General features: G+C 64.1%; 21 protein-coding genes. 11 read left to right on the plus strand and 10 right to left on the minus strand.

Annotated elements, in window-relative coordinates; genetic code table 11:
• Positions 1 to 1,194: an ADP-forming succinate--CoA ligase subunit beta gene (gene sucC, locus CK228_RS19920; RefSeq protein ID WP_095774803.1), complete on the minus strand. Its 1,194-nt coding sequence runs from the start codon at positions 1,192 to 1,194 to the stop codon at positions 1 to 3.
• A gap of 49 nt (positions 1,195 to 1,243) precedes the next feature.
• Positions 1,244 to 2,212: a malate dehydrogenase gene (gene mdh, locus CK228_RS19925; RefSeq protein WP_095774804.1), complete on the minus strand. Its 969-nt coding sequence runs from the start codon at positions 2,210 to 2,212 to the stop codon at positions 1,244 to 1,246.
• Positions 2,213 to 2,446: 234 nt separating this feature from the next.
• Here mdh and CK228_RS19930 point away from each other — a divergent pair, with 234 nt between their 5' ends.
• Entirely contained in the window at positions 2,447 to 2,875 is a 429-nt protein-coding gene (locus CK228_RS19930) for a GNAT family N-acetyltransferase (protein WP_095788935.1), read from the plus strand.
• Positions 2,876 to 2,911: 36 nt separating this feature from the next.
• On the opposite strand, the gene zapE is transcribed toward CK228_RS19930, so the two are convergent.
• Both zapE and CK228_RS19940 read right to left on the minus strand, forming a co-directional pair.
• Complete coding sequence (gene zapE, locus CK228_RS19935; RefSeq protein ID WP_095788936.1) at positions 2,912 to 4,126, minus strand: cell division protein ZapE; 1,215 nt, start codon at positions 4,124 to 4,126, stop codon at positions 2,912 to 2,914.
• 188 nt (positions 4,127 to 4,314) lie between these two features.
• On the minus strand, positions 4,315 to 4,854 hold the full coding sequence (locus CK228_RS19940; protein ID WP_095774807.1) for an AprI/Inh family metalloprotease inhibitor: 540 nt from the start codon (positions 4,852 to 4,854) through the stop codon (positions 4,315 to 4,317).
• Between the two features lie 235 nt (positions 4,855 to 5,089).
• Here CK228_RS19940 and CK228_RS19945 point away from each other — a divergent pair, with 235 nt between their 5' ends.
• The 9 genes from CK228_RS19945 to CK228_RS19985 all read left to right on the plus strand — a co-directional run bounded on the left by CK228_RS19945 (position 5,090) and on the right by CK228_RS19985 (position 13,181).
• The gene (locus CK228_RS19945) at positions 5,090 to 6,142 is read left to right on the plus strand and encodes an MBL fold metallo-hydrolase (protein ID WP_179295979.1); all 1,053 of its coding nucleotides are present in this window, start codon (positions 5,090 to 5,092) and stop codon (positions 6,140 to 6,142) included.
• 71 nt (positions 6,143 to 6,213) lie between these two features.
• Positions 6,214 to 6,780, plus strand: coding sequence for a hypothetical protein (locus CK228_RS19950; RefSeq protein WP_179295980.1), 567 nt, complete (start codon positions 6,214 to 6,216; stop codon positions 6,778 to 6,780).
• Positions 6,781 to 6,878: 98 nt separating this feature from the next.
• Entirely contained in the window at positions 6,879 to 7,040 is a 162-nt protein-coding gene (locus tag CK228_RS19955; protein WP_095788938.1) for a DUF1328 family protein, read from the plus strand.
• A gap of 98 nt (positions 7,041 to 7,138) precedes the next feature.
• Positions 7,139 to 8,023 carry a diaminopimelate epimerase gene (gene dapF / locus CK228_RS19960; protein WP_095788939.1) on the plus strand — a complete coding sequence of 295 codons (885 nt, stop codon included), beginning with the start codon at positions 7,139 to 7,141 and terminating at the stop codon, positions 8,021 to 8,023.
• A complete protein-coding gene (gene mtaB, locus CK228_RS19965; protein WP_179295981.1) occupies positions 8,023 to 9,363 on the plus strand; it encodes a tRNA (N(6)-L-threonylcarbamoyladenosine(37)-C(2))-methylthiotransferase MtaB in 1,341 nt (446 codons plus the stop codon). Before dapF ends, mtaB begins: the two co-directional genes overlap by 1 nt.
• 12 nt (positions 9,364 to 9,375) lie before the next feature.
• Positions 9,376 to 11,247, plus strand: coding sequence for a signal recognition particle-docking protein FtsY (gene ftsY / locus CK228_RS19970; RefSeq protein WP_095788940.1), 1,872 nt, complete (start codon positions 9,376 to 9,378; stop codon positions 11,245 to 11,247).
• A gap of 45 nt (positions 11,248 to 11,292) precedes the next feature.
• Positions 11,293 to 11,967, plus strand: a complete 675-nt coding sequence (locus tag CK228_RS19975) for a septation protein A (protein WP_095774812.1) — start codon at positions 11,293 to 11,295, stop codon at positions 11,965 to 11,967.
• Positions 11,968 to 11,991: 24 nt separating this feature from the next.
• Positions 11,992 to 12,612, plus strand: a complete 621-nt coding sequence (locus CK228_RS19980) for a pyridoxamine 5'-phosphate oxidase family protein (protein ID WP_095788941.1) — start codon at positions 11,992 to 11,994, stop codon at positions 12,610 to 12,612.
• Positions 12,613 to 12,650: 38 nt separating this feature from the next.
• Positions 12,651 to 13,181 (plus strand): NADPH-dependent FMN reductase, encoded by a 531-nt coding sequence (locus CK228_RS19985; protein WP_095788942.1) that lies wholly within the window; start codon positions 12,651 to 12,653, stop codon positions 13,179 to 13,181.
• A 207-nt stretch (positions 13,182 to 13,388) separates the two neighbouring features.
• On the opposite strand, the gene CK228_RS19990 is transcribed toward CK228_RS19985, so the two are convergent.
• On the minus strand, positions 13,389 to 13,595 hold the full coding sequence (locus CK228_RS19990) for a 4-oxalocrotonate tautomerase family protein (protein ID WP_095788943.1): 207 nt from the start codon (positions 13,593 to 13,595) through the stop codon (positions 13,389 to 13,391).
• A 179-nt stretch (positions 13,596 to 13,774) separates the two neighbouring features.
• Complete coding sequence (locus tag CK228_RS19995; protein WP_095788944.1) at positions 13,775 to 14,695, minus strand: SMP-30/gluconolactonase/LRE family protein; 921 nt, start codon at positions 14,693 to 14,695, stop codon at positions 13,775 to 13,777.
• Between the two features lie 292 nt (positions 14,696 to 14,987).
• Here CK228_RS19995 and CK228_RS20000 point away from each other — a divergent pair, with 292 nt between their 5' ends.
• Positions 14,988 to 15,155 carry a hypothetical protein gene (locus tag CK228_RS20000; RefSeq protein ID WP_019862058.1) on the plus strand — a complete coding sequence of 56 codons (168 nt, stop codon included), beginning with the start codon at positions 14,988 to 14,990 and terminating at the stop codon, positions 15,153 to 15,155.
• Positions 15,156 to 15,345: 190 nt separating this feature from the next.
• Here CK228_RS20000 and CK228_RS20005 read toward each other — a convergent pair whose 3' ends face one another.
• From CK228_RS20005 to ccmA, 4 genes are all read right to left on the minus strand, one after another.
• Positions 15,346 to 15,924, minus strand: coding sequence for a DsbE family thiol:disulfide interchange protein (locus tag CK228_RS20005; RefSeq protein ID WP_095788945.1), 579 nt, complete (start codon positions 15,922 to 15,924; stop codon positions 15,346 to 15,348).
• Positions 15,921 to 16,094 (minus strand): heme exporter protein CcmD, encoded by a 174-nt coding sequence (gene ccmD / locus CK228_RS20010; RefSeq protein WP_095774817.1) that lies wholly within the window; start codon positions 16,092 to 16,094, stop codon positions 15,921 to 15,923. The genes CK228_RS20005 and ccmD overlap by 4 nt, the downstream gene beginning before the upstream one ends.
• A gap of 161 nt (positions 16,095 to 16,255) precedes the next feature.
• On the minus strand, positions 16,256 to 16,921 hold the full coding sequence (gene ccmB / locus CK228_RS20015) for a heme exporter protein CcmB (RefSeq protein WP_095774818.1): 666 nt from the start codon (positions 16,919 to 16,921) through the stop codon (positions 16,256 to 16,258).
• Positions 16,922 to 17,129: 208 nt separating this feature from the next.
• Positions 17,130 to 17,738: a heme ABC exporter ATP-binding protein CcmA gene (ccmA, locus tag CK228_RS20025; RefSeq protein ID WP_095788947.1), complete on the minus strand. Its 609-nt coding sequence runs from the start codon at positions 17,736 to 17,738 to the stop codon at positions 17,130 to 17,132.
• Positions 17,739 to 17,936 lie beyond the last annotated feature (198 nt).

Consider the following 17,936-nt stretch of genomic DNA (forward strand, 5'->3'; position numbering starts at 1 on the left):
TCAGCCCTTCACCGCCGCCACGATCTTCTTGGCCGCGTCGTCGAGATCGTCCGCCGACACGACGTTGAGGCCGCTGTCGTTGATGATCTTCTTGCCGAGTTCGGCATTGGTGCCTTCCAGGCGCACCACCAGCGGCACTTTCAGGCCGACTTCCTTGACCGCGGCGATCACGCCCTCGGCGATGATGTCGCACTTCATGATGCCGCCGAAGATGTTGATCAATATGCCTTTGACCGCCGGATCCTTGGTGATGATCTTGAACGCCGCCGTCACCTTCTCCTTGGACGCGCCGCCGCCGACATCGAGGAAGTTGGCGGGCTCGGCGCCATAGAGCTTGATGATGTCCATCGTCGCCATGGCAAGGCCGGCGCCATTGACCATGCAGCCGATATTGCCGTCGAGCGCGACATAGGCGAGGTCGTATTTCGACGCCTCGATCTCCTTCTCGTCCTCTTCGGTGGTGTCGCGCAGTTCGAGCACGTCGGGGTGGCGGAACAGCGCGTTGTTGTCGAACGACACTTTGGCGTCGAGCACGCGCAGCCGGCCGTTCTTCATGACGATCAGCGGATTGACCTCGAGCAGGCTCATGTCCTTCTCGACGAAGGCCTTATAGAGGATCGGGAAAAGGGTGCCGCCATCCTTGGCCGCGTCGCCGTCGAGCTTCAGCGCGGCGTTGAGCGCCTTCACGTCATCCGCCGTGACGCCCTTTTCCGGATCGATGGCGACAGTGATGATCTTTTCCGGCGTGTCGTGCGCGACCGCCTCGATGTCCATGCCGCCTTCGGTCGACACGACGAAAGCGATGCGGCCGACCGAGCGGTCGACCAGGATCGACAGATAAAGCTCGCGCTCGATGTCGGCGCCGTCCTCGATATAGAGGCGGTTGACCTGCTTGCCGGCCGGGCCGGTCTGCTTGGTCACCAGCGTGTGGCCGAGCATCTCGTTGGCGTTGGCGACGACGTCGGCGACCGACTTCGCCAGCCGCACGCCGCCCTTGGCGTCGGGCGACAGTTCCTTGAACTTGCCCTTGCCCCGGCCGCCGGCATGGATCTGGCTCTTCACCACATAGAGCGGGCCGGGCAGCGCCTTGGCGGCGGCTTCCGCCTCGCTTGCCTTGAACACCGGCACGCCTTCGGCCACCGGCGCGCCAAAGCTCTTCAGCAGCGCCTTGCCTTGATATTCATGGATGTTCATCGGGAACTATCTCCAGGTCGTTTTGCCGGGGTGGACGTTTTGGCGGGATTTACTTCGAGGCGAGCTGCGGGGCGATCTTGACGCAGGCCTCGGTCAGGCCCTGCACGGTCGCCACCGAACTGTCGAACATTTTCTGTTCGCTCTTGTTGAGGTCGATCTCGATGATGCGCTCGACGCCGCCGGCGCCGATCACCACGGGAACGCCGACATAGGTGCCCTTGACGCCATACTGGCCGGAGAGGTGGGCCGCGCAGGGCAGCACGCGCTTCTTGTCCTTGAGATAGGCTTCGGCCATCGAAATCGCCGAGGCCGCCGGCGCGTAGTAGGCCGAGCCGGTCTTGAGCAGGCCGACGATCTCGGCGCCGCCGTCGCGGGTGCGCTGCACGATCTGGTCGAGCTTCTCCTTCGAGGTCCAGCCCATCTTGACGAGGTCTGGCAGCGGGATGCCCGACACCGTCGAATAGCGGATCATCGGCACCATGGAATCACCATGGCCGCCAAGCACGAAAGCGGTGACGTCCTCGACAGAGACCTTGAATTCCTCGGCCAGGAAATAGCGGAAGCGCGAGGAGTCGAGCACGCCGGCCATGCCGACGACATGGGTCTTGGGCAGGCCAGAGAACTTCTGCAGCGCCCACACCATGGCGTCGAGCGGGTTGGTGATGCAGATGACGAAAGCCTTGGGCGCGTACTTCTTCAGTCCGGCGCCGACCTGTTCCATGACCTTGAGGTTGATGCCCAGCAGGTCGTCGCGGCTCATGCCCGGCTTGCGCGGCACGCCGGCGGTGACGATGCAGACGTCGGCGCCCTCGATGCCGGCATAGTCGTTGACGCCGGTCAGCCGGGAGTCAAAACCATCGACAGGCGACGACTGCGCGATATCGAGCCCCTTGCCTTGCGGAATACCCTCGGCAATATCGAACAGAACCACGTCGCCGAGGTCCTTGAGGCCGATCATGTGGGCCAGCGTGCCGCCGATCATGCCCGAGCCGATAAGCGCTATCTTGTTGCGTGCCATGTGAGGATGTTTTCCCTTTGTCTGTGACTGCGCCCAAATCTTTGACGACTTGATGACGGCGCCGAGGAAGAGGCCGGAATGCTGAGGAAACCCGCGAGATTTCGCCGCACCCAATAGCCTCCGGGCGAGATAAATTCAAACGATTATTTTGGAGTGAACATTTTCAATCGGTTAGATGGATTGGGATTTACGTAAACGTCAAGGTTTGTAAGCCGACTTGGAGAAATCTACACAATGAGTATGGAGATCGTAAGGCTTGAAGCCAGCGATGACGCCCTTGTGATGCGGATCGCCGAGGATGTGTTCGACGAGCCTGTCAGGCCGGACCGGTTGGCAGCCTATCTCAACCAACCCGGCCATTTCATGGTCGTGGCCCTCGCCAATGGCGTGGTCGTCGGGCAATGCGCCGCCGTCATCCACCGCCATCCCGACAAAGTTGCGGAACTTTATATAGATGAGGTCGGCGTATCGCCCGAATTCCAGCGCCAGGGGATCGCGCGCAGAATGCTCGACGCGATGTTCGCGATCGGCAGGGAGAATGGCTGCGAGGAGGCCTGGGTCGGCACCGAACCCGACAATCTTCCGGCCCGCGCGCTTTATGAATCGCGCAAGGAGCCGCATGGGGAAGCGGAGAGTTTCGTCATGTATGCGTACAGGCTTTAGCGGCCAGCGTCTTCGCCCTGCTTTGCGTTCCTCTGCCTAGGGCGACGAAGGCAGGGCCTGAGCCAGCGGCACATCCGGCGCCGCCTTCACCTTCCGCCGCTCCGCCCAGTCCTCCAGCCAGTCACGGCTTTGCATCTCGATCAGGCGTGAAGCGGTGCGTTCGAACTCGAACACCTCGACGCCGCGTTTTGCCACATAAAGCTCTTGTGGCGGCGCATCGGCGCTCACCACCAGCCGCACATGATGATCGTAGAGCGTGTCGATCAACAGGATGAAGCGCTTGGCCTCGTTGCGCTTGCCTTCGCCCAGCACCGGGACGTGGTCGATGAAGACGGTCGAGAAACGTCCTGCGATCGCCAGGAAATCGCGCGCGCCGAGCGGTTTTTCGCAGAGATCGGCGAAGGAAAACCGCGCCGCGTCGCCGGCGGCGGCCGGCACCGGAACCTGGCGGCCCTTCAGCGTCAACGAGGTCGCGGCTGTCGGCGCGCCGCGCGTCATCGTCCGCCAGGCCTCGTCGAGCGTCCGGTCGGCCGCCGCATCGGCCGGCGTGACATAGACCGGCGTGCGGGCGAGCTTCTCGAGCCGGTAATCCTTGTCGGTGTCGAGCGACAGCACCTGCGCGTGCCGCTCCAAAATGCCGATGAACGGCAGGAACAGCTGGCGGTTCAGCCCATCGCGGTAAAGATTTTGCGGCGCCACGTTCGAGGTGGCGATCAACACGACGCCGTTGGCGAACAGCGCCGAAAACAGCCTGGACAGGATCATCGCGTCGGCGATGTCGGTGACCGAGAATTCGTCGAAGCACAGCACCCAGGCCTGCTCGGCCAAGGCTTTTGCCACCGGCGGGATCGGATCGTCTTCTTTGACGTCGCCATTCTTGCGCGCCTGGCGGTGCTTCTGGATGCGGTCCTGCACATCGGCCATGAAGTCGTTGAAATGGACGCGGCGCTTGCGCCGGACCGGCAGCAGCTCGAAGAACATGTCCATCAGCATGGTCTTGCCGCGGCCGACGCCGCCATGGATGTAGAGGCCTTTGACCGCCTCATGCGTCTCGCGCTTGCGGGCAAACAGCCAGCCCAGCGCGCTGGACTTGTGCGCCAGCCGCTTGGCCGAGATCTCGTCGGTCAGCCGGTCGAGCGCGGCGGCGATCCGCTCCTGCGCAGGATCGCGTCCGATCGCGCCGGTTTCCACCAGGTGGTCGTAGCGCTGCCTGACGGTCGCATGGGTCTGGAGGCCGTCACGCAGATGCATCGGTCACGTCGTTTGTTCAGAGCAGGAATGCTCCAAGGAAACTAGGTGTGTCGAGATTCAGGTCAGGCCGAACCGAGAATGGCGGCTTTCGAGAACCGGAGCGGAGCGTACTTAAAGTACGTGAGCACCGGAAGCGCAGAAACCCGCCGTTCGCAGGCCGGCATCACCTGAATATCGGCATACCTAGCTTACCTTGTAAGCGAAATCGGTTGACCGTTGGAAGTCTGGCCGTCGAATTTCGAGCCGCCCGACGAATAGAGCCGCGCCAGCGACCCGCCATTCTCATCGTAAAGCGTCAGCTGCTTGCCGGCGACGTTCCACGACTTGATGCCGTCGATCGGGGCCGGGCAATGCAGCGGCCCGGCGCGGAAGCCGGCGCCGAACTTGGTCTGCGGCGTCGCGATCTTGCAGCTTTGCCCGGAAACGCTGGCATTCCAGACGCCGGCGACGGCTGCCGCGCTGAGATCCGCGGCCCCGGCGGGCGCCTGGCCGTCCGGCGGCAAGGACGCCACCTGCGTGTTCCCCGGAGCGGTCGGGAACTTCGACGGGTCGGTGGTGCCGGGCGAGGCCGGCGGCGGCAGCTGATTGGAGGTCACCTGGCCGGCCGGCGCCGGCTGCAGTGGCGCCGGTTGCTGGTCGTCCATCGACGAGAAGCGCGAGGTCGAGCAACCGCTCGCAACGAGCGCCGCCAGCGATACGGCCACAAGACCGCTTTTCGAAAAATTCATTACAACCTCCGTCGGATCCGGCTGGGGGGAAGCCGTCCGCGCAATATCACCCTCCACCAAGATGGAGAAGGTGGCGAAATTTCAACCCGATATGGTTAAAATAGGGTTTGCGGCAAGATTGTTGCAAATTTATCGCAATCTCGACCTGCCAAGTCCGGTCGTCGCTTAAGTCCGTGGAGTTCGGCCGCGACCACGCATTCGCCTGCAAATGCTTGCGCCCACCGGCGCAACGCCTATGTCTAGGAGCCGAACCCCGCTGGAGCATACCTTGGCCGCGAGAAAGAAAGCCGCCAACCGCTATTACAGCGGTCCGCCCAGCGACCATTTCGATGGCACCTTGTTCTTCAATCCCGGCGGCCGGATGCCCGGCCGCTTCACCGATCTCATGAAATGGCAGCTCAACGGCCAGCGTGCGAAATGGCCGGCAACCAGCCCGAGCCCCTTTCCGCTGGCGAGGCCGGCCGCGATGGTCGAAGGCACCGACCTTACTGTAACCATGGTCGGCCATTCGACCTTGCTCATCCAGACGGCCTGGCTGAACATCCTCACCGACCCGGTCTGGTCGCAACGCACCTCGCCGTTTTCCTTCGCCGGGCCAAAACGCGTCAATGCGCCAGGCATCGCCTTCGACGATCTACCGCCGATCGACCTCGTGCTGGTAAGCCACAACCATTATGACCATCTCGACCTCGTCACGCTGAAGCGGCTGAAGGAAAGAGACGATCCGCTGGTGGTGACGCCGCTCGGCAATGATGTGCTGATCGGCGAGGTGGTTCCCGGCATGCGGCTGGCGGCGCATGACTGGGGCGACAGGGTCGACATCGGCGACCGCACCGCCGTCCACATCGAGCCGGCGCATCACTGGTCGGCGCGCGGCGCCCGCGACCGGCGCATGGCACTGTGGGCCGGCTTCGTCATCGAGACGCCGGGCGGCAAACTCTATTTCGCCGGCGATACCGGCTTCCATGACGGCATCAACTACCGGCTGATGGCGGACAAACATGGCGGCTTCCGCTTCGCCATTCTGCCGATCGGCGCCTATGAGCCACGCTGGTTCATGGCGCCGCAGCACCAGAACCCGCAGGAAGCGGTGCAAGGCATGAAGCTATGCAAGGCCGCCTTCGCCGCCGGCTGCCACTGGGGCACATTCCAGCTCACCGACGAACCGATGGACGAGCCCGTCCGCAAACTGGCTGAGGCCCTTGAGGCCGAGGGCCTGCCGCCGGAGCGCTTTCGCGCCTTGCAACCCGGCGAGGTCTGGAACGTGCCGGAGATCGAGCACGGTTGAAGTCTGCATTGGCCATTTACGGCACCATCATTTTCGCCGATGGTCCGCCCAGCAGAAAAAGGGGAATGCAGATGAAATCCATGCTTGCAGCGCTGATGGTGCTGGCAATCTCGGTGCCGGCGGCTTTCGCGGGCGAAATCACGGATCGCGCCGCTGAGGCCGAAAAGGCGCTGCAGGCAGGCGACGGAGCCGGCGCGCTGGAGAAATTCCGCGGCGCCGAGGAGGCCTTGTGGCAAGCGATGCCGCTCGCCGTGCAGAACGTCAAACAGGTCGATTCAGCCGGCGGCTTCGGCATCTACAGCGAGCGTGCCAATCAGATCTACAAGCCAGGCGAGAAGGTCGTGCTCTATATGGAACCGGTCGGCTACGGCTATGGCTCGGACGGCCTCGGCAACAGCCAGATCGCGCTTTCCGTCGACCTCACCGTGCTTTCCGACTCGGGCGAAGCTCTGGGCACCTTCGAGAAAATCGGCAGCGTTCAGGTCGCTTCCCGCTCGCACAACCGCGAACTCTTCTTCAAGCTCGACCTGTCCCTCGATGGACTGCCGCCCGGCAAATACAAGTGCAACTTCCTCATGCATGACCAGAATTCGACCAAGACGGCGCCGTTCAGCACCGATATCGAGATCGCTGGGTAGGTTTTTCCGCTGACATCGCCTCGCAAACCGCGGGAACCCAGACACGACAGCCGCGTTCTTCATGCGGTTACAAATCTGTCGGTTTGCGAGGCATTCCCATGATCAAATGGATCATCATCCTGCTCATCATCGCCGCCGCGGCGAGCCTGCTCGGCATGCCGGCGCTGGCTGGAGCCGCCGCCACAGGCGCGCGCATCCTCATCGGCATCGTTCTCATCATCTTCCTTCTGATGGTGCTGGGCATCTTTGCCGTGACTTAATCCCGGCGTCTTCGCCGTGACCGAACACGCCTGCGCACTGGTAATTCCCGCCCGTTTCCGCCATATAGCGCCAAACGGACACGGAATTTCGCAGAGCAATGGCAAGCACTGCCCCTTTCGCCAAGATGAACGGCATCGGCAACGAGATCATCGTCGCCGATATGCGCGGCCGTGCGGATCGGGTGACGGCGGCCGCCGCCCTTGCGCTGAACGCCGATGCCGCGACCCGCTTCGACCAGATCATGGCGATCCATGATGCGAAGACGCCGGGCACCGCCTACTATGTCGACATCCTGAATTCCGACGGCACCAGTGCGCAGGCCTGCGGCAACGGCATGCGCTGCGTCGTCCAGGCGCTCGCCGCCGAGACCGGCCAGAAGACCTTCACCTTCGAGACCCGCGCCGGCATTCTCAACGCCAGGGAACATGCCGACGGCACGATCTCGGTCGACATGGGCATGCCGCGTTTCGGCTGGCAGGAGATTCCGCTGGCCGAGGAGTTCCGCGACACCCGCATGATCGAATTGCAGATCGGCCCGATCGACGCGCCGGTGCTGCATTCGCCCTCCGCCGTGTCGATGGGCAATCCGCACGCCATCTTCTGGGTCGACCGCGATGTCTGGTCCTATGAGCTCGAACGTTTCGGCCCGCTGCTCGAAAACCACCCGATCTTTCCCGAGCGCGCCAACATCACCATTGCACAGGTGACCTCGCCCGAGAGCATGATCATCCGCACCTGGGAACGCGGCGCCGGCCTGACCAAGGCCTGCGGCTCCGCCGCCTGCGCATCGGTGGTGGCCGCGGCCCGCACCAGGCGCACCGGCCGCAGCGTCAGCCTTTTGACGCCCGGCGGCGGCACGCTGCATGTCGAATGGCGCAAAGACGACCACGTCATCCTGACCGGTGCCGCCGAGTGGGAATTTTCCGGCAGCTTCGACCCCTCGACCGGCACCTGGGCCCGCGACACCGAAAGCGCGGCCTGATGTCGGTTGCTCTGTCCAGGAGCCCGGACTTCGACGGCTCCCTTTCCGAGGCCCCCAGCCGCATTGACGTGGTTACCTTCGGCTGCCGGCTGAACACCTATGAATCCGAGGTGATGCGGCGCGAGGCCGAAAGCGCCGGTCTCGGCGCGCTGCAGGGCGGCGCGGTGATCTTCAACACCTGCGCCGTCACCGGCGAGGCGGTGCGCCAGGCCAAACAGGCGATCCGCAAGGCGCGCCGCGACAACCCCGCGGCGCGCATCATCGTCACCGGCTGCGCTGCCCAGACCGAGCCTGAAAAATTCGCCGCCATGGACGAGGTCGATCTCGTGCTTGGCAATGAGGAGAAGTTGAAGGCGCATTCCTACCGTGCGCTGCCGGATTTCGGCGTCAACGACACCGAGAAGGCCCGCGTCAACGACATCTTCTCGGTGCGCGAGACCGCCGGCCACATGGTCGACGCCATAGAGGGCCGGGCGCGCGCTTTCGTGCAGGTGCAGAATGGCTGCGACCACCGCTGCACTTTCTGCATCATTCCCTACGGTCGCGGCAATTCCCGCTCGGTGCCGATGGGCGCCGTGATCGAGCAGGTCAAGCGACTCGCCGGCAATGGTTATGCCGAGATCGTGCTGACCGGCGTCGACATGACCAGCTTCGGCGCCGATCTGCCGGGCGCGCCCAAGCTCGGCAAACTGGTGAAGACCATTCTGAAGCAGGTGCCCGACGTGAAGCGTCTGCGGCTATCCTCGATCGATTCGATCGAGGCCGACGACGATTTGCTCGATGCCATCGCCACCGAACCCAGGCTGATGCCGCATCTGCATCTGTCGCTGCAATCGGGCGACGACATGATCCTGAAGCGCATGAAGCGAAGGCATCTGCGCGACCAGTCGATCCGTTTCTGCGAGGATGTCCGCAAATTGCGCCCTGCGATCGTCTTCGGCGCCGACATCATCGCCGGCTTCCCGACCGAGACCGACGCCATGTTCGAGAACTCGATAAAAATCGTCGAGGAATGTGGCCTGACCCATCTCCATGTCTTCCCGTTTTCACCGCGCGAGGGCACGCCCGCCGCGCGCATGCCGCAGCTCCGCCGCGAGGTGGTCAAGCAGCGCGCCGCCCAGCTGCGCGCCGCCGGCGAGGCCGCCTATCGGCGCCATCTGTCCTCGCTGCCGGGAACGCGCCAGTCGATCCTGATCGAGCGCGATGGCCTCGGCCGCACCGAAGGATTTACCCTCGCCGCACTCGGCACCGGCGCGCCGGGCGAGATCGTCGAAGCGACAATTACTGGCCACGATGGCGCCCGGCTCAACGCAGTGCCGCTTGCCGCACGCGCCGCCTGAGAAACGCAAAGCATGGCTGGTTTTTTCAAGAAGATATTTTCGTTCGGCAAGAAAGAGGTTGTCGAGGAGCGCGTTGACGAGACCGCCCCGCTGCCCCCGATCAAATGGGACCAGCTCGATGCGCTGAAGCCGGCGGCCGATCAGGTTGTTCCGGAATTTCTGAAGCGCGATGAGCTGGAGCCGGCGCCCCACTCTCCCCTCGATGGGGAGGGTCGCCACGAAGTGGCGGGGAGGGGTGATGCCGACGCCAGTCACCCCCAAGCTCCGCTTGGGACCCCCATCGAGTGGCAGGTAGAGCCGGCACCTCAGCCCGCACCTGAAGAACCGGCACCCGAGACCGCTCCTACCATCCCGCCCACGCCGGAGCCGACGGTTCCCGCCGAGCCGGAACCACTGCCGCAGCCCGCGCCGCAAGAGGAACCGGCACCCGCGCCAGAGCCCCCAGAGCCGCCGGCTCCCGAGGAGATTCCGCTTCCCCCCGCCGTTCCGGAGCCCGTCCCCGAACCGCAGCCGCAGGAAGTCCCTGCTCCGGCACCTGCCGAGCCGGAGATTGTGCCGCCGCGCCCGGAAAGGCAGCCCGAACCGGCACCGATCGAAGTGCCGGTCCCGCCTGCCGAGATCCCGGCCGAGACACCCGCTCCCGTTGAAGTGCCGCCACCGGCTGCCGAAGCTACGCCAGCGCCCCACCCTCCCATCGATGGGGAGGGTCGCCACGAAGTGGCGGGGCGGGGTGATGGCGCCAACGCCAGCGCCAGTCACCCCCGAGCCGCGCCCGGGACCTCCCCCATCGAGGGGGAGGTAAGGCGCACGCCGGCCGAGACGCCGCCCGTCATTGCCGAGATCGCGCCCGAGCCGCAGCCCGTCCCACAGCCGAAGCCGGAATCGAAACCCGCTCCCGGCAAGGTGACCGTCACCAAAAAGGTCGAGCAGAAGGCCGAGCCGGTCAAGGCGCCGGAGCCGGCACCGCGGCGCTCCTGGTTCCAGCGCATGCGGGACGGACTTGCCCGTTCCTCGCGCGAACTCACCGGCAACATCGCCGGCGTCTTCACCAAGCGCAAGCTGGACGAGGACACGCTGCAGGACCTCGAGGACGTGCTGATCCGCGCCGACCTCGGCATGGAAACGGCGCTTCGTATCACCGACGCGCTGGCCGCCAGCCGCTACGGCAAGGACGTCTCCGATACCGATGTCCGCACCGTCATGGCGGCCGAGGTGGAGAAGGTGCTGACCCCTGTCGCCCGGCCGCTGGAGCTCGATCTCTCGCACAAGCCGCATGTCATCCTGGTGGTCGGCGTCAACGGCACCGGCAAGACCACCACCATCGGCAAATTGGCGGCGAAACTGACCGATGGCGGCCTGTCGGTGATGCTCGCCGCCGGCGACACGTTCCGCGCCGCCGCGATCGAGCAATTGAAGATCTGGGGTGAGCGGACGAAATCGCCCGTCATCGCCTCCAAGCTCGGGGCAGATGCCGCCGGCCTTGCCTATGACGCTTTCGAGAAGGCCAAGGAGGCCGGCTCCGACGTGCTGATCATCGACACCGCCGGCCGGCTGCAGAACAAGACCGAGCTGATGGCGGAGCTGGAAAAGATCGTGCGCGTGCTGGGCAAGCTCGATCCGGAAGCGCCGCACACCGTGCTGCAGACGGTCGACGCCACCACCGGCCAGAACGCGCTCAACCAGGTCGAGATCTTTCGCAACATCGCCGGCGTCAACGGTCTGGTGATGACCAAGCTGGACGGCACGGCGCGCGGCGGTATTCTGGTGGCGATCGCGGCAAAGCACAAACTGCCGGTCTATTTCATCGGCGTCGGCGAACAGGTCGACGACCTCGAACCTTTCTCCGCAAGCGAATTCGCCAGGGCGATCGCTGGAGTGGCGTAACGGCATGATTCCGTTTCAACGGGATCGTGCGTAAGAAGGAAGATCATGAACCCACCCATTCTCGAACGCGATCCGTCCGACCCGCAGAAAGAGAAGAAGGAAGGCGTCAATCCCGTGCTCAAGCTGGCGCTGGAGCTAGGACCGCTGCTGGTCTTCTTCTTCGCCAATGCGCGCGGCGAGTGGCTGGTGCAGAAATTCCCTGTTTTGGCCGAATTCGGCGGCCCGATCTTCGTCGCCACCGGCCTGTTCATGGCCGCCACGGCCATCGCGCTGATCGCCTCATGGCTGCTGACGCGCACCTTGCCGATCATGCCCATGGTCTCGGGCGTCGTGGTCTTCATCTTCGGCGCGCTGACGCTCTATCTGCAGGACGACATCTTCATCAAGATGAAGCCGACCATCGTCAACACGCTGTTCGGCGGCGTGCTGCTTGGCGGCCTCTACTTCGGCAGGTCGCTGCTTGGCTATGTCTTCGATTCGGCCTTCAGGCTCGATGCCGAAGGCTGGCGCAAGCTCACCTTCCGCTGGGGCCTGTTCTTCCTGTTCCTGGCCATCGTCAATGAAGTGGTGTGGCGCAATTTTTCCACCGATGCCTGGGTTACCTTCAAGGTCTGGGGCATCATGCCGATCACGCTTCTGTTCACCTTCAGCCAGATGCCGCTGATCCTGCGCCATTCGCTGGACGATAAAGAAGGCGGGGAAGAAAAGGCCGGCAAGTAGCGCCCTGCAAACAGGGGGAGAGCCATGGAATTCGTCACCACGCGTGAAGAGCTGCGGACGATCTACAAGACGCCGCGCCCGACCGACGGCTCGATCCGCAAGGAGCTGAAGGCACTCGACGGCCACTGCCGCTCCTTCATCGGCAAAAGCCCCTTCGTGCTGATCGGATCGTCCGACGGCCAAGGCAATGCCGACGTGACGCCGAAGGGCGACAAGCCCGGCTTCGCCGCCATTCTCGACGACAGGACCATCGCCATCCCCGACCGACCCGGCAACAACCGGCTGGACACGCTGGAGAACATCCTGCGCAATCCCTCGGTCGGCCTGCTCTTCCTGATCCCCGGCATGAACGAGACGCTGCGCGTCAATGGCGATGCCCGCATCACCGTCGATGCCGGTTTGCGCGAGCGCCTCGCCGTCGATGGCAAGGAGCCGCAAAGCGTCATCGTGGTCACAGTCAAGGCCGCCTACATGCATTGCGCCAAGGCCTTCATGCGCTCCGATCTGTGGAAGCCCGACACCTGGTACGACCGCGCCACGCTGCCGACGCTCGGCCAGATCCTGCGCGACCAGCTGGTGGTTGCCGATTCGGCCGAGGCGACCGACCGCTGGCTCGACGAGGAATACAAGCAGACGATGTGGTAGTTTTCCCGACGCGATTCGCGCCGAACCGGTCCCACCCTGTGCTGAACCTCCTCGCCATCTCCGGCAGCCTGCGTGCCGCCTCCACCAATTCGGCCCTGGTCGCGGCACTGGCGCGCAATGCGCCCGCAGGCTGCCAGGTCACAATCTATGACGGGCTCGGCCGTCTGCCGATCTTCAATCCCGATGACGAGGGCGAGCGCACGCCGCGCGAAGCGGCCAAGCTGATCGACGCCGTCACCGGCGCCGATGGCGTCATCGTCTCCTGTCCCGAATATGCCCATGGCGTGCCGGGCGGGCTGAAGAACGCGCTCGACTGGCTGGTCTCGCGCGACGCCGCCGTCGCCAAGCCCGCCATGCCAGTGCACGCCTCGCCGCGCTCGCTGTTCGCCCGTGCCGCTTTGGCCGAGATTATGCGGACGATGTCCTTCGCGCTTTATGAGGATGGGCTGGAAATTGCCCTGCTCGGGAAAAAGCCACCGGAGGTGGACGGCATCCTGGCGGAGCCGGTGAACGTGCTGGCAATGTGCAATGCGCTATCTGCTTTCGCGGATTTCATCCGCTCGCGTTGAGCGGCACAGTCTTTCCCTTCTCCCCTGTGCGAGAAGGTGGATCGGCGCGCAGCGCCGAGACGGATGAGGGGTGTTCCAGCGGAGTGAGACTTGAAAAGATCGAAGGATTCTAAGCGCTTACTTTTACAAAGTCGCGATCCTTCCAACACCCCTCATCCGACCTCGCTTCGCGAGGCCACCTTCTCCCACAAGGGGAGAAGGCAAGACCTACCGCTTCCGCAATGTCTCCACATCGGTCTTGCCGACATACCAGTCGCGGGCGTTGACCTCTTCGAAAACCACCCAGACATCGTCATTGCCAAGCCCGGTGGCTTCCATGATGGCCGCCGTGACTTTCTTGGCGATGTCAGCCTTCTTGCCTGCCGGATCGGCGGCGATCACTTCCTTGACGATACGGATGTTGACGAATGGCATGACGCCCTCCCCTTCAAATAACTAACGCCGCTGAGAGGCCGTTTCGAAATTCGCTCTGGCGAGACATATGATGGTGGTTTCGAGAACCGGAGCGCAGCGGACATTTGGGTCCGTGAGCACCGGAAGCGCAGAAAACGCCTTCAGATGGCCGCCAGGGTAGAATTTCCAAACGGTCTCGCTCAAAAAGTCTTGGCTCCGTTCACCATCAGCCGCACCGAATAGAGCGAGGTGGTGCCGGCGATGTAGAGGCAGTTCAGCTTGGCGCCGCCGAACACGCAATTGGCGGTCACCTCCGGCACCTTGACCTTGCCGATCAGCGTGCCGTCGGGATCGTAGCAATGGATGCCGTCCGCGGCGCTGGTCCAGATGCGTCCGTCGGCGTCGAGCCGGAAGCCGTCGAACAGGCCGGCGGTGCAGTCGGCGAAGACCTTGCCGCCGGAAACCTTCTTGCCGTGCTTGCCGACGTTGAACACCCGCATATGCGCCGGGTTCTCAGCGCCGTGCGTGCGGCCGGTGTCGACGACATAGAGCAGGCTTTCATCCAGCGAGAAGGCGAGCCCGTTGGGCCGCACCATGTCGGTGATGACGGCCTCGATCTCGCCGCTGTCGGGGTCGACCCGATAGACGTAGCAGGCGCCGATCTCGCTCTCGGCCTTGTCGCCTTCATAGTCGGTGTCGATGCCGTAGCTTGGGTCGGTGAACCAGATCGAGCCGTCGGACTTCACCACCACGTCGTTGGGCGAGTTCAACCGCTTGCCCTTCCATTTGGCGGCAATGGTGGTGACCGAGCCGTCATACTCCGTGCGGCTGACGCGGCGGCCCGAATGCTCGCAGGTGACCAGCCGGCCCTGCCGGTCGACGGTGTTGCCGTTGGAATTGCCCGAAGGCTGGCGGAAGACGCTGACGCTGCCGTCGGTCTCGTCATAGCGCAGCATGCGGTTGTTCGGGATGTCGGACCAGACGACGTAGCGCCCGGCGGCGAACCAGGCCGGCCCTTCCGCCCAGCGGCATCCGGTGAACAGCTTCTCCACCTGCGCATTGCCGTTGAACAGCCGCGCGAAGCGCGGATCGAGAATTTCGTAATAGTCTGCGGCCGCCATGCATTTCCTCCCGGCATCACGTGATGCCGGATCAAGCCAGCCCGCGATCGATCTGGCAAGACGCGGCCTTCGCAATTTGTATGACAAAACGGAGAGCAACCCGCCGCCCAGGCGGTTCCAGCCCCGATCATCCAACCAGGATGCCTTAGGACACGATTAACCGGCTATGCGCTGCGTGCAATGGTGCATTGCAACATCTTCTTTTTGCAACGCACCATTCCTATGTCATGTTCCGTATTGACCAAGGGAGGAAGAAACCGCCGCCAGAATGCGGCAAAGAAGGACCCTTGCTATGATCTTCAACGATCTCATGACCCGCGCTCGCAACAACATCGCCAAGCGCAAGCACTACAACCGCCTCGTCGCCGAAATCGACAGCTTCTCCAGCCGCGATCTGGCCGACATGCGCGCCGACCGCTCGGAAATGCTCTACCAGATCCACAAGCAGATCTACGGCTGACCTTTCCAGTCCGTTTTCTGGACGGCGGGCACTGCCCCCTCACCCGGATTGCCAAACCGAATTGCAAGGGCAATTCGGGCAATCCGACCTCTCCCCAAGGGGAGAGGGACCCGGCACAAGCACCAGCCTCTTCTCCCCACGGGGAGAAGGTGGCCGCGTAGCCGCCGGATGAGGGGACTGGCGCTATCGCCTAACCCGGTGCGGCCAATGCCTTGTCGATCTGCGGCAGCAACAAATCCCGCGCCGCTTCCGCCGTCAGCGGGCCGACATGCTTGTAGGCGATTCTGCCGTCCTTGCCGATGACGAAGGTTTCCGGCACGCCGTAGACGCCCCAGTCGATCGCGGTGCGGCCGGCTTCGTCGACGCCGATGGCCTGGAACGGATTGCCGAGATCGCCGAGGAACCGGCGGGCATTTTCCGGCCGGTCCTTGTAGTTCAGCGCCGCCATGGTGAACCGCTTGTCCTGCGACAGCGCCAAAAGCACCGGGTGCTCTTCGCGGCACGGTGCGCACCATGACGCGAACACGTTGACCAGCGTGACCTTGCCGGCGAACGCCCTGGAATCGAGGCCCGGCAGGTTTGACCCCTCCAGCGCCGGCAGATTGGTCTGCGGCGCCGGCAGCCCGATCAGCGCCGAGGGCACTTCCGAGACATCGCGTCCCGACAACAGCTGCCACAGAAACAGGCCCGCAAGGCCGAGGAAGACCAGCAGCGGCAACAGGACGAACAGGCGGCGGCCGCGCGTCGGTGTTTCGGTCTCGCCGCTCACGACTTCTCCGCCTCCGCCTTGTCGGAACGCCGCCGCACGCCGGCTGCTTCCAGCTCGGCAAGATCGCGCTTGCGCCCCTTTTGATCGAGCAGGATCCAGCCGATCAGCCCGGCCAGAGCAACCGCCGTGATGCCATAGGCGGCCGTGACATAGAGGGCGTGCGCACTCATGCCTGCCGCTCCATCGGCGTGCCTCTTTCCAGCCGTCTGCCTCGTTCGATCATGCTTTCCCTTAGCGACATGCCCATGGCTGCGCAACGCGCCATGGTTTCAAACATACGTGGCCGCCGCGCCGCCGCCCTTGATGTCGCGCAAACCATGCCGACCCTCGCTCAATCGGTTCCGTGGCGCAGCGCCAGCGCTGCCGAGGCCGGCCCCAGCACACCAAGAAACAGCGTCAGCGCGGCAAGAATGAGGAAGGGCTGCAGGAAAGGATCGGGATCGGCCGTCGCGCCATAGCTCGCCGAAACGCCGAAGATCAGCACCGGAATGGTCAGCGGCAGCACCAGCACCGAGATCAGAAGCCCGCCGCGCGGCAGCGCCACCGCCACGGCGGCACCAGCGGCGCCAATGAAGGTGATGGCCGGCGTGCCGACCAGCAGCGTCAGCGCCGTCGCGCCGATGCCGAGCGGCTCCATGTTCATGAACAGGCCGAGCAAGGGGGCGGCGACGACCAGCGGCAGAACGCTGCCCGCCCAATGCGCCAGGCATTTCACCAGCACCGTCAGCGCCAGCATGTTCCGGTCGTTGCCGAGCACCAGCAGATCGAGCGAGCCGTCCTCGCGGTCGGCCTGGAACAGCCGGTCGAGCCCGAGCAGGCAGGCGAGCAGCGCGCCGATCCACAGGATCGCCGGGCCGATGCGGGAAAGCAGCTTCAGGTCCGGCCCGACGCCGAACGGGATGGTGGCGATGACGGCAAGGAAGAAGATGACGCCGGTCAACGCCCCGCCGCCGGCGCGGATGTTGAGGCGGATGTCACGGGCGAAGAGGGACCACATTACGATGTGGTCCTTTGTTGAGGTTGGCGTTTTGTCACGCCCCCCTCTTGCCTGCCGGCCCTCTCCCCCACTTGGGGGAAGATTGGCAGCTTCGGCGCCTCGCTTGTCTTTGCGACGGAGGGGATTGGCGAAAGCCTGGGCGCCATCCAATCTCCCCCCTCGTGGGGGAGATGTCCGGCAGGACAGAGGGGGGCGCCTCGCACCGCCATCAACCGGCTTCCCCCATCCTCAATTCCTTAGCCCCATCCAATCCCAGCGGCAAATGCGTCGCCGCGACGATCATCCCACCAGCCATGCAATGCTTCATCATCAGCCCCGCGAACCGCGCCTCCGACGCCTTGTCCAGTCCCGCCGTCGGCTCGTCGAGCAGCCACAGCGGCCGGTGGCTGACCAAAAGCTTGGCGATCGCCGCGCGTCGCCGCTGCCCGGTCGAGAGATAGCCGAACGGCAGATGGCCGATACCGCCGAGCCCGACCGTCTCCAGCGCCTCTTCGACGCCCGAATCGCCACTTCCATTGAAATCGCGCCAGAAGCGCAGGTTTTCGACGACGCTGAGCGCCGTCTTCATCGCGTTCTGGTGTCCGAGATAATGGCAGGCCGAAGCGATCGACGGAAAGTCATCGCCGCCGTTCTCGAGCAGCAGCCGGCCTTCGGCCTTCGGCAGCAGCCCGGCGATGATCCGGAGCAAGGTCGATTTGCCCGATCCGTTCGGCCCGGTGACGACCAGCGCCTGACCCTGATCGAGCGCAAAGCCGATGCCGGAAAAAACCGCCTCGCCGCCGCGTTCGCCGCCCAGATTTTCGGCGATAAGCCGCATCCCTCGCCTGCCCCGAAAACAATGTTCCGCGGTCGCTGCCGCATCGCACAAATTTGCTTTTTGACTGTCTAGAACTATTCCAGAAAATTCTCTATATGCGGTGCATCCGTGCCAGCGGTCGGCGCGGGAACAGAATTAGCGCCGAACCAGCGCACGCGCCGCCTTGAACGGCTCGGGTTGCTTGGGAACGGACAGCGG

Origin of the sequence: Mesorhizobium sp. WSM4312, assembly GCF_002294875.1 — a bacterium.
Lineage (GTDB): Bacteria > Pseudomonadota > Alphaproteobacteria > Rhizobiales > Rhizobiaceae > Mesorhizobium.

What these genes read in the sequence shown, in the direction of transcription:
- ccmB (WP_095774818.1), bottom strand. Translation starts at nt 16,921, where the DNA reads ATGTGGTCCCTCTTCGCCCGTGACATCCGCCTCAACATCCGCGCCGGC.
- ccmA (WP_095788947.1), bottom strand. Translation starts at nt 17,738, where the DNA reads ATGCGGCTTATCGCCGAAAATCTGGGCGGCGAACGCGGCGGCGAGGCG.
- CK228_RS19930 (WP_095788935.1), top strand. Translation starts at nt 2,447, where the DNA reads ATGAGTATGGAGATCGTAAGGCTTGAAGCCAGCGATGACGCCCTTGTG.
- CK228_RS19995 (WP_095788944.1), bottom strand. Translation starts at nt 14,695, where the DNA reads ATGGCGGCCGCAGACTATTACGAAATTCTCGATCCGCGCTTCGCGCGG.
- zapE (WP_095788936.1), bottom strand. Translation starts at nt 4,126, where the DNA reads ATGCATCTGCGTGACGGCCTCCAGACCCATGCGACCGTCAGGCAGCGC.
- CK228_RS19975 (WP_095774812.1), top strand. Translation starts at nt 11,293, where the DNA reads ATGAACCCACCCATTCTCGAACGCGATCCGTCCGACCCGCAGAAAGAG.
- CK228_RS19990 (WP_095788943.1), bottom strand. Translation starts at nt 13,595, where the DNA reads ATGCCATTCGTCAACATCCGTATCGTCAAGGAAGTGATCGCCGCCGAT.
- mtaB (WP_179295981.1), top strand. Translation starts at nt 8,023, where the DNA reads ATGTCGGTTGCTCTGTCCAGGAGCCCGGACTTCGACGGCTCCCTTTCC.
- ccmD (WP_095774817.1), bottom strand. Translation starts at nt 16,094, where the DNA reads ATGAGTGCGCACGCCCTCTATGTCACGGCCGCCTATGGCATCACGGCG.
- CK228_RS19940 (WP_095774807.1), bottom strand. Translation starts at nt 4,854, where the DNA reads ATGAATTTTTCGAAAAGCGGTCTTGTGGCCGTATCGCTGGCGGCGCTC.
- sucC (WP_095774803.1), bottom strand. Translation starts at nt 1,194, where the DNA reads ATGAACATCCATGAATATCAAGGCAAGGCGCTGCTGAAGAGCTTTGGC.
- CK228_RS19945 (WP_179295979.1), top strand. Translation starts at nt 5,090, where the DNA reads ATGTCTAGGAGCCGAACCCCGCTGGAGCATACCTTGGCCGCGAGAAAG.
- mdh (WP_095774804.1), bottom strand. Translation starts at nt 2,212, where the DNA reads ATGGCACGCAACAAGATAGCGCTTATCGGCTCGGGCATGATCGGCGGC.
- CK228_RS19980 (WP_095788941.1), top strand. Translation starts at nt 11,992, where the DNA reads ATGGAATTCGTCACCACGCGTGAAGAGCTGCGGACGATCTACAAGACG.
- CK228_RS19955 (WP_095788938.1), top strand. Translation starts at nt 6,879, where the DNA reads ATGATCAAATGGATCATCATCCTGCTCATCATCGCCGCCGCGGCGAGC.
- ftsY (WP_095788940.1), top strand. Translation starts at nt 9,376, where the DNA reads ATGGCTGGTTTTTTCAAGAAGATATTTTCGTTCGGCAAGAAAGAGGTT.
- dapF (WP_095788939.1), top strand. Translation starts at nt 7,139, where the DNA reads ATGGCAAGCACTGCCCCTTTCGCCAAGATGAACGGCATCGGCAACGAG.
- CK228_RS19950 (WP_179295980.1), top strand. Translation starts at nt 6,214, where the DNA reads ATGAAATCCATGCTTGCAGCGCTGATGGTGCTGGCAATCTCGGTGCCG.
- CK228_RS20000 (WP_019862058.1), top strand. Translation starts at nt 14,988, where the DNA reads ATGATCTTCAACGATCTCATGACCCGCGCTCGCAACAACATCGCCAAG.